11 protein-coding genes are annotated in these 11,008 nt (G+C 65.6%); 3 read left to right on the top strand and 8 right to left on the bottom strand.

Features of this window, described 5'->3' with window-relative positions:
• Positions 1-1,358, bottom strand: a 1,358-nt coding sequence (locus EOA32_RS25985; RefSeq protein ID WP_128373236.1) for a TRAP transporter fused permease subunit, incomplete at its 3' end; no start/stop codon positions are given.
• A gap of 38 nt (positions 1,359-1,396) precedes the next feature.
• The gene (locus tag EOA32_RS25980) at positions 1,397-2,356 is read right to left on the bottom strand and encodes a TAXI family TRAP transporter solute-binding subunit (RefSeq protein ID WP_067003186.1); all 960 of its coding nucleotides are present in this window, start codon (positions 2,354-2,356) and stop codon (positions 1,397-1,399) included.
• Between the two features lie 252 nt (positions 2,357-2,608).
• Between EOA32_RS25980 and EOA32_RS25975 the strand changes: the two genes are divergently transcribed.
• Complete coding sequence (locus EOA32_RS25975; protein ID WP_067003312.1) at positions 2,609-2,971, top strand: YciI family protein; 363 nt, start codon at positions 2,609-2,611, stop codon at positions 2,969-2,971.
• Positions 2,972-2,975: 4 nt separating this feature from the next.
• A complete protein-coding gene (locus EOA32_RS25970; RefSeq protein ID WP_128373235.1) occupies positions 2,976-4,223 on the top strand; it encodes a DUF6596 domain-containing protein in 1,248 nt (415 codons plus the stop codon).
• Positions 4,224-4,246: 23 nt separating this feature from the next.
• Here EOA32_RS25970 and EOA32_RS25965 read toward each other — a convergent pair whose 3' ends face one another.
• From EOA32_RS25965 to hrcA, 6 genes are all read right to left on the bottom strand, one after another.
• Positions 4,247-4,876, bottom strand: a complete 630-nt coding sequence (locus EOA32_RS25965) for a glutathione S-transferase family protein (protein WP_128373234.1) — start codon at positions 4,874-4,876, stop codon at positions 4,247-4,249.
• A 447-nt stretch (positions 4,877-5,323) separates the two neighbouring features.
• Entirely contained in the window at positions 5,324-6,304 is a 981-nt protein-coding gene (cysK, locus tag EOA32_RS25960; RefSeq protein ID WP_128373233.1) for a cysteine synthase A, read from the bottom strand.
• A 188-nt stretch (positions 6,305-6,492) separates the two neighbouring features.
• The gene (locus tag EOA32_RS25955; protein WP_095776782.1) at positions 6,493-7,110 is read right to left on the bottom strand and encodes a LysE family translocator; all 618 of its coding nucleotides are present in this window, start codon (positions 7,108-7,110) and stop codon (positions 6,493-6,495) included.
• A 111-nt stretch (positions 7,111-7,221) separates the two neighbouring features.
• Positions 7,222-8,571, bottom strand: a complete 1,350-nt coding sequence (locus tag EOA32_RS25950) for a sorbosone dehydrogenase family protein (protein WP_067003195.1) — start codon at positions 8,569-8,571, stop codon at positions 7,222-7,224.
• A gap of 110 nt (positions 8,572-8,681) precedes the next feature.
• On the bottom strand, positions 8,682-8,879 hold the full coding sequence (locus EOA32_RS25945; protein WP_067003314.1) for a hypothetical protein: 198 nt from the start codon (positions 8,877-8,879) through the stop codon (positions 8,682-8,684).
• Between the two features lie 31 nt (positions 8,880-8,910).
• Positions 8,911-9,993: a heat-inducible transcriptional repressor HrcA gene (hrcA, locus tag EOA32_RS25940; protein WP_067003197.1), complete on the bottom strand. Its 1,083-nt coding sequence runs from the start codon at positions 9,991-9,993 to the stop codon at positions 8,911-8,913.
• Between the two features lie 177 nt (positions 9,994-10,170).
• Here hrcA and rph point away from each other — a divergent pair, with 177 nt between their 5' ends.
• A complete protein-coding gene (gene rph / locus EOA32_RS25935) occupies positions 10,171-10,887 on the top strand; it encodes a ribonuclease PH (RefSeq protein WP_067003199.1) in 717 nt (238 codons plus the stop codon).
• Positions 10,888-11,008: the final 121 nt, after the last annotated feature.

The following is an 11,008-nucleotide window of genomic DNA, read 5'->3' as shown; positions in this document are numbered from 1 at the left end:
CCCTTGAAAGTGACGCAGGCGACAATGAGCGCCGCGATGACGAGGCCGAGGATGTTGACGCCGAAGCGCATGAAGGAGGCGGCGGCAAGGCCGAGCGCCAGCCAGAAGACGACGCGGAAGGCGAACGGTCCGATCAGCGCCGCCAGCGGCGTGCCGAGGATCAGCACGATGGTCAGCGCCAGGCCCATGGTGCCGGCGAAGATCGGCGTATAGCCGGCGAAGAGCAGGTAAACCAGCACGGCAAGCGGCAGCACCAGCGGCCAGTGCTGCCGCACCGCATCCCAGGGATTGGGCAGCTCAGCCTTGGCCATTCCGTGCAGGCCGGCCTTGCCCGCCTCCAGATGCACCTGCCAGAAACAGGCGCCGAAATAGAGCAGCGCCGGAATGATCGCCGCCTTCACCACCTCGGCGTAGGGGACGTTCAGCGTCTCGGCCATGATGAAGGCGACCGCGCCCATCACCGGCGGCATGATCTGGCCGCCCATCGAGGACGTTGCCTCGACCGCGCCGGCGAAGGCCGAGCGGAAGCCGAAGCGCTTCATCAGCGGAATGGTGAACTGGCCGCTCGCCACGACATTGGCGACGCCCGAACCGGAGATGGTGCCCATCAGCGCCGAGGAGAGCACGCAGACCTGGGCCGGACCGCCACGCCAGGAGCCGACCAGGCCAAGCGCGAAATCGTTGAACAGCGCGATCATGCCGGCGCGTTCGAGGAAGGCGGCGAAGACGACGAAGATGAAGATGTAAGCCGCCGAGACATAGACCGGCGTGCCGTATATGCCTTCGGTGCCGAAGGCGAAGGTGTCGACGAGCTGGGCGAAATCGTAGCCGCGATGGATGAAGGGCGGCGGCAGGTGATTGCCGACGAAGCAATAGGCGAGGAAGATGAAGGCGATCACCGCGAGCGGCAGCCCCATCAGCCGCCTTGCCGCTTCGAAGACGAGCACCACCAGCAGCGTGCCGACGATCAGGTCCGGCGTGGTGAGGAAGCCGGAGCGGCGGATGAGGTCGGCGTAGAAGACCCAGTTGTAGAGGCCGGTGCCGAAGCCGAGCGCGCCGAGCGTCCAGAACGCGGCCTTCACCGCTACGCCGGTGGCGCGCAGGTTGGCGATCAGGCCGAAGCCGAGCAGCAGCAGGAAGCCGACATGCATGGCGCGCACCACCTGGCTGGGCAGGCTGCCATAGGCGGCGATGTAGATCTGGAAAACGGAGAAGGCGACGGCAATCAGGAAGGCCGCCTTGCCGGCGATGCCGCCGCCGAAGCCCGGCGGCAGGCCTTCGACCTGTTCTTCGGCGACGGGGAGATGAAAAGTGGTCGAGTTGCCGTCGGTAGTTGTTCCAGGCGTTGCTTTGCTCATCCGACGCGCTCCAAAGCAGATTGCCGCGCCATCCTCGCTTACTTGATCAGCCCTTTTTCCTTGTAATATTTCTCCGCGCCGGGATGCAGCGGCACCGGCATGCCGTCCAGCGCCTTGGCCGGATCGATCGCCTTGGCGGCGGCATGGGCGGCGGCGAGCTGGTCGAGATGCTCGAACATCAGCTTGGTCATCTGATAGGCGGTCTCGTCGGAAACATCGGCCCGGGTGACAAGGAAATTGCCGACCGCGGCGGTGGCGACATCCTCGGTCTGGCCCTCATAGGTGCCCTTGGGAATGATCACCGAAAGATAGGGCGAGCCGATCTTGGCGACGTCCTCGGCCGGCACGGCGACGACGTTGATTGGCACCGAAGTGGCGAGATCGCGGATCGAGGCGACGCCGAGGCCCGCCGATTGCAGCGTGGCGTCGAGCTGCCGGTTCTTGATCAACTCGACCGACTCGGCGAATGGCAGGTACTCGACCCTTCCAAGATCCTCATATTTCAGCCCGGCGGCGGCGAAGATGGCGCGGGCGTTGAGCTCGGTGCCGGAGGCGGGCGCGCCGACCGACAGGCTCTTGCCCTTGAGGTCGGCGAGAGTCTTGATGCCGGACTCCTTGCTGGCGACGATCTGGATATAGTTCGGATAGATGGCGGCGATGCCGCGCAGCTTGTCGAGCTTGCCGGGGAAGCCGGCTTCGGTGTTGCCTTCGGCGGCGAGCTTGACGGAATCGCCGAGCGCAAAGGCGATCTCGCCCTTGCCCTGCTGCAGCAGGTTGAGGTTCTCGACCGATGCCTTGGTTGCCTGCACCTGGGTGCGGGCGCCTTCGATGCCCTTACCGTAGATTTCCGACAGCGCGACGCCGAGGGGATAGTAGACGCCCGACGTGCCGCCGGTCAGCACGGTGATGAATTCCTGTGCCCCGGCCGACATGGCGCCGAGGCCGAGCGACAATGCCAAAGCGCCGGCGGCAACAAATTTCGTCCTGAAATCGAGCATTTGGTTTCCTCCTCCAGATGGTCGCGCCGCGCCGCCTCTGCCGGCGCGAAGCTGGGAGTTTAGACAGGAGACGCCAAATGCCAACCCGCAATTGCAGCCATTAGACGAACGATCGAGGGGTGGCGAAAGCGCCGGCTTGCGCTCGATTGCTTTGGAGGCGAAAGATTTCCGCGGCGCCTGTCGAAATCGGCCGTGGCCGCACGACATAGGTCGGCCCGCGACGACGCGGCCTTCGAGAAAACGGAGAAGACGATGCGATACATGCTTTTGATCTACAATGACGAAGCGGCAATGGCGAATGCGCCGCGCGACAAGACCGAACAGACGCTTGCCGCCTACGGTGCTTATACCGAAGCCTTGAAGAAATCCGGCGCGTACCTCGCCGGCGAAAGGCTGCGTCCGACCCAGGCGGCCACTTCGATACGGCTCGCCGACGGCAAGACCAATGTGCTCGACGGTCCCTATGCCGACACAAAAGAACAGCTTGCCGGCTTCTACATGATCGAAGCGACCGACATCGACACCGCGATGGAATGGGGCGCGCGCTGCCCGGCAGCCAGCACCGGCACGGTCGAGGTGCGGCCGATCTGGGAAATGACCGACTACCGGTCCTAGCAATATGGACAAGCGCCCGGAGACGGCGCGGGCGGCGGCCGAGGCGGCCGCCCGGCAGAGCTACGGCAAGCTGGTTGCCTATCTCGCTGCTCGCATGCGCGACGTTGCCGGCGCCGAGGACGCGCTGGCCGACGCGTTCGCCGCCGCACTGGAGCGCTGGCCGAAGAGCGGCGTGCCCGAAAAGCCGGAGGCCTGGCTGCTGGCGGTGGCGCGCCGCCGCGACGTCGACGCCGTGCGGCGGCGGCTGACCGGCGAGGCGGCCCGCGGCCACCTGCAGCTGATTGCCGAAGAGGCGGAGGCGCGCATGACGCACGAGGATTTGCCCGACGAGCGGCTGAGGCTGATGTTTGCCTGCGCACATCCGGCGATCGAGGCCAGCGTACGCGCGCCGCTGATCCTGCAGACCGTGCTTGGCTTCGACGCCGCAACCATCGCCTCGGCCTTTCTGGTCTCGCCGACGACGATGGGCCAGCGCCTGGTGCGCGCCAAGAGCCGCATCCGCGAGGCCGCCATCCCCTTCCGGGTACCGGAGCGGGCCGAGCTCGGCGAGCGGCTCGAGGCGGTGCTGGAAGCGATTTACGCCACCTTCGCCGAGGGCTGGTCGGATCCGGCCGGCACCGAGACGCGCCGACGCAACCTGGCCACGGAAGGCATCTGGCTCGGCCGGCTTGTCGCGTCGCTGATCCCGGACGAGCCGGAAACGCTCGGGCTCCTGGCGCTGATGCTTTTCGCCGAAGCGCGGCGCACGGCGCGGCGCGACCCCGACGGCGACTTCGTGCCGCTGGCTGAGCAGGACGTGGCGCTTTGGGACGACAAGCTGATCGACGAGGCGGAAGCGCTGCTCAGGCGCGCCGCGATCAGGGGAACCATCGGCCGCTACCAATTGGAGGCTGCGGTCCAGTCGGCGCACACGGCAAGGCGGCGGAGCGGCCGCACCGACTGGACCGCGATCCGCCAGCTTTACGACGCGCTGATGGCGATTGCCGGCTCGCCGGTGGTGGCGATCAACCGCGCTGTCGCGATCGCCGAAGCCGAGGGCGCAGCCGAGGGTCTTGCCGCGCTCGACGAGATCGGCGGCGATAAGCGGCTTGCCGAATACCAGCCCTATTGGGCGGCGCGGGCCGAGCTCTTAGCCAGGCTCGGCAGGACGGCCGAGGCCGCCGAGGCTTACGACCGGGCGATCGGCCTCGAGCGCGATCCGGCCTTGCGCCATTTCCTGCAGGCCGAGCGGGGGAAGCTAGTCCGCAACTGAGGCGAGACGGCCAGTTCTCGCAACTAGTCCTGCGGCCACATCTCATGAGAAAGGTTCAGTTTCCTTATGATCGCATGCTGGCGCAACTTGCCCCACAGCCGTTCGATGTTCGGCCAGGCCACGCGAGCGCTCTTGGTGTCGGGATGCCAGGCCACCAGCATCACGAGATAGATGTCGGCAAGCGAAAGTTCCTCACCGGCCAGCCACTCACGGCCGGCGAGCGCGCTGTCGAGAATGGCAAAGCCGCGATCCATTTCCGCGATAGCCGCCTCCTTGACCACCTGCACGCCATCGGCGTCGGCCGTGTAGCGGTGGGGGTAATAGAGCCTCAGGATCGCGGGATAGAGCGCCGACGACATGAAGGCCATCCAGCGCAGGAAATCGGCGCGCGCCGGCGAGCCCGCTTGCGGCGCCAGATGCGCTTCTGGATGACGCTCGGCGAGCAGGATGCAGATCGCCGCCGATTCCGTCATCGACCGGCCGTCGGGCAATGTCAGCGCCGGCACCTGGTTCAGCGGGCTGATGGCGAGGAAAGCCGGATCGGGCGGATCCTTTTTCGGCACGTCGATCTGCCGGAAAGGCGCGCCGGCCATGGCCAGGGCCGCCTCGACGACGAAGCCGCCGCTGCCGGGACGCGTGTAAAGCTTGTACATAAAATCCTCCCGCCGGCCGATTCGAGGCCGGCGGCGATTTGAACCGGAAGCGGCGCCTTCCTCAAGCCGGGCTCCGCTTGCCACAGACGCTTTTTGAGCGATCCAGCTTGCATCATCCCGGGAGCGCCGCTGGCCGCAAGCTCTTGAGATTGGCCGTGGCGTTCCCGACTTCGTCATCCGCGGGCGGAGCAAGGAGCGAAGCGACGCGCGCAGACCCGAGGATCAATCCCGTGACGTCTCCAGGTCACAAGCGTTGCGGTTCATTCTGCGGAGGAACAGCGGCTCCGTTAATCTCTCATAAGACAGATGGTATCCACTCTGAACCGTGGCATTTCCTGGCCGCGGTCACGGCGTGGATGCCAGGGTCGACGCGACGGAGCTTCGCTCCTGCTTCGCCCTGGGATGACGACCGCGAGGGGCTGAAGCCATTCTTAGAGGTATGAGCGCCTAGGCCCCCAGCCCGTCGAACAGGATCGTCGAGAGATAGCGCTCGGCGAAGGACGGAATGACGACGACGAGGTTCTTGTCCTTGTTTTCCGGCCGCGAGCCGACGACGATCGCCGCCTGCAGCGCGGCACCCGACGATATGCCGACCGGCACGCCTTCGAGGCGGGCGACGAGGCGCGCATTGGCGACCGAATCCTCGTTCGAGACCCTGACGATCTCATCATAGATCGTGGTGTCGAGCATCTTGGGCGCGAAGCCGGCGCCGATGCCTTGAATCTTGTGCGGGCCGGGCTGGCCGCCGGAGAGCACCGGCGAGGCTTCCGGCTCGACTGCCACCACATGCAGCGAAGGCTTGCGCTTCTTCAGCACCTGGCCGACGCCGGTGATCGTGCCGCCGGTGCCGATGCCGGCGACGAAGATGTCGACCTCGCCATTGGTGTCGTTCCAGACCTCCTCCGCCGTGGTGCGGCGGTGGATTTCCGGATTGGCCGGGTTCTCGAACTGCTGCGGGATGATGGCGTTGGGCAGCGTCGCGGCAAGCTCGTCGGCCTTGGCGATGGCGCCCTTCATGCCTTTCGGGCCTTCGGTGAGCACCAATTCGGCGCCGAGCAGCGCCAGCATCTTGCGACGTTCGACCGACATTGTCTCCGGCATGGTGAGGATCAGCTTGTAACCCTTGGCGGCGGCGGCGAAGGCCAGCGCGATGCCGGTGTTGCCGGAGGTCGGTTCGATCAGCGTGGTCTTGCCCGGCGCAATCTTGCCGGCCTCCTCCAGCGCCTCGATCATCGAGACGCCGATGCGGTCCTTGACCGAGGCGATCGGGTTGAAGAATTCAAGCTTAGCCAGCAGGTTGGCGACGACGCCCTTCTCCTTGGCGAACTTATCCAGCCGCACCAGCGGCGTGTCTCCAATCGTCTCGGTGATCGAGTTGAAGATGCGGCCGCGGCCGGGGACGCGCGCGGAGGTGACGGGCTTGTTCATTGGTTTCGCTCCCAAGGCAAAGGCATAGGCAAACAGAATAAGGCTTTCAGCCGCGCAAGATAGGCTGCTCGCCCAAAATTTCCGAGTGGGGCGATTGCTGAAAACCTCCCCGCGCCGGAAATGCATTTTTTGGATCGGCCCGTTTTGGGGACGCTTTCCCCGAAATGGGGGCCGGTTGAGAATGGGCCTTATTGACGGGCCGCGATGGCGGCTGCCGCTCCCATCATGAAGCCGGCGGCGGTGCGGTTCAGCACCTTCAGCGCGCGCGGCGACTTCAGGAACCAGCGCGCTTTGGCAGCCAGCGCCAGATAGGGGACCAGCACCACGAACAGCACGACGACGGTCAGCGCGACGAGTATGCCGTAGTCGGCCGGCGTGATCGTCTTCAGATTGACGATGGTCGGCGTGATGGCGAGATAGAAGATCATCGTCTTCGGGTTGCCGAGCGTCACCGTCAGCCCGGCGATGAAGCTCGACGCCAGGCCGCTCTTGCTCTTCCGCGCCTCGACCGTTTCGGGCGAGATGCCGCTGGTCCAGAAGCGCCAGGCAAGGAAGGCGAGATAAGCGACGCCCGCCCATTTGATGGCGAGAAACACCATGCCGAAGGTCTGGGCGACGAAGGCGAGGCCAAGCACGACGGCCGTGAGGTAGGTAATGTCGCCGAGCATGAGACCGAACGACATGGCCAGCGACGACCGGAAGCCGGAGCCGAGCGCGCGGGCAACAAGCGCCGTCACGCCGGGGCCCGGAATGGCGGCGGCGACGCCGAGGGCGGCGCTGTAGGCGAGAAATCCTGTCAGTGTCATGGCTTGAACCCAGCGCTATCCCGAGATCGGGATCCAGAGCGGCGGCCTTTTACCACGGCGTCGGGGCGGCGTTAATTGCTTGCGGCCGGATTCGGTTGCACCAGCGCCGCTTCAGGACCGGCCGTCGCCGTAGGTGACGCGCCATATCGTGCCGTTGCCGTCCTCGGTCATGATCAGCGATCCATCCTTCGCCACCGCGACACCGACCGGCCGGCCCCAGACCGCATCGTCCGCGATGACGAAGCCGGTGGCGAAATCCTCATACTCGCCGGTCGGCTTGCCGTCCTTGAACTTCAGCCGCACCACCTTGTAGCCGGTGCGGACATTGCGGTTCCACGAGCCGTGCAGGGTGACGAAGGCGTCGCCTTTATAGTCGGCCGGGAAGTTGCCGCCCTCGTAAAAGGCGATGTTGAGCGGCGCCGAATGTGCCTGGATCAGCACGTCCGGAACCGTGACCTTGCCGGCGAGATCGGGCCGCGCGCCTTTGTGGCGCGGATCCTCGTTGTCGCCGATATAGTACCAGGGCCAGCCATAGAAGGCTCCCTCCTTGACGGCGGTCGCATATTCGAAAGGCACGTTGTCGCCGAGCTCGTCGCGTTCGTTGACGACGCACCAGAGCGCGCCCGTGGCCGGCTGCACCGTCATGCCCGAGCAGTTGCGCAGGCCGGTGGCGACCATCCTGCGGTTCTTGCCGTCAGGATCGAAAGCGAGCACATCCGCTCGGCCTTCCTCCGCGCCCCAGGTAGCGCCGAGCGGTGCCGATCTCGCCCATTCTTCGACGCCGCCCTTCGGCCTCGCTCCCATGCCCTCCGCGGTATTCGAGCCCGAGCCGACCGAGAGATAGAGCGTTTTGCCGTCGGGCGAAAAGGCGATGTCGCGCGTCCAGTGATGGCTCGACGGGATGTCCGAGACGATCGTTTCGGGCTCGCCGGAAGCTTTGAGGTCGCCGTCGCGATAGGCAAAGCGGACGACGCTGTTGCTGTTGGCGACATAGACCCATTGCGGCTTGTCGCCCGGCGGATAGAAGGCGATGCCGTAGGGCCGGGTCAGGCCTTTGGCAAAGACCGACTTCTCGGCGGACTTGGCGCTGCCTTCGGCCAGTCGATAGACGCGGACCTGGTTCGCCCTGCTGTCGGCGACGAAGAGATCGCCGTTCGGCGCCGTGCGCACGACACGCGGGCTGCTGATGCCCGAAGCCACCAGCTCGGCCGAAAAGCCGGGTGGGAGGGCTGGCGTGGCATCCTCGGGGCGATCGGTGACACCGCCGCCGTTCGAGGCGGATTCGGCGACATTCGGCTTCGGGAGATCGTCGGGCCTGATGAGGCGCCGCACGCCGGGCCGGTCGGCCTTCCAGTCACCGAAGGCCTTTTTGCCGGTGAGCAAGGGCTGATCGGCCTGCTGCGCGACGGCGCCGGAGGCCAGGAACAAAGCGAGGGCGGCAAGGCCGGCAATGCGTATCATGCTGTTCTCCGTTATTCGCCAACGTGCATCAGCAACCAGACAGCGAATATCGGGCAGGCTTTCCAAAAGAGAAGCCGGGCATGCGGATTTTGACGGGAAACGCCGGCAGTTCAGCTCTCTTCGATATCCAGATCGTCGTCGAGCTGCTTTTCCAACGCGACCAGATCGGCCGGCAGCGGCAGGCCCATGGCGCGCATTTCCCTGAGCTTCTCGCGCAGTAGCTCCTGGATCTCGTGATCGTCTTCCGGCTGGTTCACCATCTCCTCGAGCAGCAGGCTGATCTGGGCCTTGAACGATTCCAGCGCCATTTCCACCCTCCTTGCGACGTTTCCCGCTCGCCTACCTCAACATGCGCGAAATCAACTGGGCCGTATAGTCGACCATCGGGACGATCCGGGCATAGTTCAATCGCGTCGGGCCGATGACGCCGAGCGCGCCGACGACGCGCGCATCCTTGTCGCGATAGGGCGCGACCACGAGCGACGAACCGGACAGCGAAAACAACTTGTTCTCCGAGCCGATGAAGATGCGCACGCCCGGACCTTCCTCGGCGAGGTCGAGGAGCTGCAGCAGTCCGTCCTGCGTTTCCAGATCCTCGAACAGATGGCGCAGCAATTCGAGATCGGCCTGGGCGGTGACGTTTTCCAGAAGATTGGCGCGGCCGCGCACGATGAGGCGCGCCGGCAGGCCGCTTTCGGCGCCGGCCCAGACGGCGAGGCCCTTCTCGACCAGTTCCTGCGACAGCGTGTCGAGAGCCGCCCTGGTCTCGTCCTTGATGCGCGCGATCTCGACCCGGGCCTCGGCCAGCGTGCGGCCGCGGATATGGGCGTTGAGGAAGTTCGAGGCCTCGTGCAGCTGCGAGACGGTGATACCGGCCGGCAGGTCGACAACGCGGTTCTCGACATCGCCGCTCTGCGACACCAGGACGGCGAGCGCCTTGGTGGGTTCCAACTGGATGAACTCGATGTGCTTCAGAGCCACCTCGTTCTTGGCGGCGAGCACCAGGCCGGCGCCGCGCGACATGCCGGAGAGCATCTGGCTGGCCTCGGTCAGCATATGCTCCAGCGTGGCGCCCGAGCCCGAGGCACGCACCTGCGCCTCGATGACGCGACGCTCGTCGTCCGACAGATCGCCGAGCTCCATGAAGGCATCGACGAAGAAGCGCAGGCCGGTCTGGGTCGGCAGGCGGCCGGCCGAGATGTGCGGCGCGTAGATCAGCCCCAGATGCTCGAGGTCGCTCATCACGTTGCGGATGGTGGCCGGTGACAGCGACGACGGCAGGATGCGCGACAGGCTGCGCGAGCCGACCGGCTCGCCGTCGCGCAGATAGGAATCGACAATCCGCCGGAAGATGTCGCGCGAGCGCATGTCGAGCGACTGAAGCACGGGCGGCTGCGATGCGGGATCGACTGCCTTGTTCATTCCAGCGAAAAACCTCCTATCGAAAGATATAGACTTAAGCCTCCCTGGCGCAACCCGGGCCATTTTCGCCGCCGTTTCCTTGGCGCCCCGTTTCCTTGGCGCCCTTTTCCTTTGCGCCATCCGCCGCATGCGTCTACAAGCCGCCGACGAATCCAAAACCATAGGAAAGAAGGCCGAATGCGCCCCTCCAAACGCCAGCCCGACGAAATGCGCGCCATCTCCTTCGAGCGCGGCGTCTCCAAGCATGCCGAAGGCTCGTGCCTGGTGAAGTTCGGCGACACGCATGTGCTGTGCACGGCGAGCCTGGAGGAAAAGGTGCCGGCCTGGATGCGCAATTCCGGCAAGGGCTGGGTTACGGCCGAATACGGCATGCTGCCGCGCTCGACGGGCGAGCGGATGCGCCGCGAGGCTTCCGCCGGCAAGCAGGGCGGCCGCACGCTGGAGATCCAGCGGCTGATCGGTCGTTCGTTGCGCGCCGTTGTCGACCTGCAGGCCCTGGGCGAACAGCAGATCACCGTCGACTGCGACGTCATCCAGGCCGACGGCGGCACCCGCACCGCCTCGATCACCGGCGGCTGGGTGGCGCTATACGATTGCCTGCGCTGGATGGAAGCGCGCCAGATGGCCAGCGTTTCCAAGGTGCTCAAGGACCATGTCGCGGCGATCTCCTGCGGCATCCATGACGGACAGCCGGTCATCGATCTCGATTATCTCGAGGATTCCTCGGCCGGCACCGACGCCAATTTCGTCATGACCGGCAAGGGCGGCATCGTCGAGATCCAGGGCACGGCGGAAGGCGAGCCCTTCTCCGAAGAGCAGTTTTCGGCACTGATGGGACTGGCCAAGAAGGGTATTTCTCGGCTGGTCAGCCTGCAGCAGATGGCGGTGGCGTAGGTTTTCGAATGCCGAGCCTAGGCACCCCCCTCTGGCCTGCCGGCCATCTCCCCCTCAAGGGGGGAGATCGGACCTCACCTCGGCCTTCGCCAATCTTCGCCGTCGAGACACTGTCGGTGGA

Origin of the sequence: Mesorhizobium sp. M1A.F.Ca.ET.072.01.1.1, from assembly GCF_004023325.1 — a bacterium.
Taxonomy (GTDB): domain Bacteria; phylum Pseudomonadota; class Alphaproteobacteria; order Rhizobiales; family Rhizobiaceae; genus Mesorhizobium.
The sequence above is the reverse complement of the archived record's forward strand: the minus strand, read 5'-3'. Positions and strand labels throughout refer to the sequence as shown.

What these genes read in the sequence shown, in the direction of transcription:
- EOA32_RS25980 (WP_067003186.1), bottom strand. Translation starts at nt 2,356, where the DNA reads ATGCTCGATTTCAGGACGAAATTTGTTGCCGCCGGCGCTTTGGCATTG.
- EOA32_RS25975 (WP_067003312.1), top strand. Translation starts at nt 2,609, where the DNA reads ATGCGATACATGCTTTTGATCTACAATGACGAAGCGGCAATGGCGAAT.
- EOA32_RS25970 (WP_128373235.1), top strand. Translation starts at nt 2,976, where the DNA reads ATGGACAAGCGCCCGGAGACGGCGCGGGCGGCGGCCGAGGCGGCCGCC.
- EOA32_RS25965 (WP_128373234.1), bottom strand. Translation starts at nt 4,876, where the DNA reads ATGTACAAGCTTTACACGCGTCCCGGCAGCGGCGGCTTCGTCGTCGAG.
- cysK (WP_128373233.1), bottom strand. Translation starts at nt 6,304, where the DNA reads ATGAACAAGCCCGTCACCTCCGCGCGCGTCCCCGGCCGCGGCCGCATC.
- EOA32_RS25955 (WP_095776782.1), bottom strand. Translation starts at nt 7,110, where the DNA reads ATGACACTGACAGGATTTCTCGCCTACAGCGCCGCCCTCGGCGTCGCC.
- EOA32_RS25950 (WP_067003195.1), bottom strand. Translation starts at nt 8,571, where the DNA reads ATGATACGCATTGCCGGCCTTGCCGCCCTCGCTTTGTTCCTGGCCTCC.
- EOA32_RS25945 (WP_067003314.1), bottom strand. Translation starts at nt 8,879, where the DNA reads ATGGCGCTGGAATCGTTCAAGGCCCAGATCAGCCTGCTGCTCGAGGAG.
- hrcA (WP_067003197.1), bottom strand. Translation starts at nt 9,993, where the DNA reads ATGAACAAGGCAGTCGATCCCGCATCGCAGCCGCCCGTGCTTCAGTCG.
- rph (WP_067003199.1), top strand. Translation starts at nt 10,171, where the DNA reads ATGCGCCCCTCCAAACGCCAGCCCGACGAAATGCGCGCCATCTCCTTC.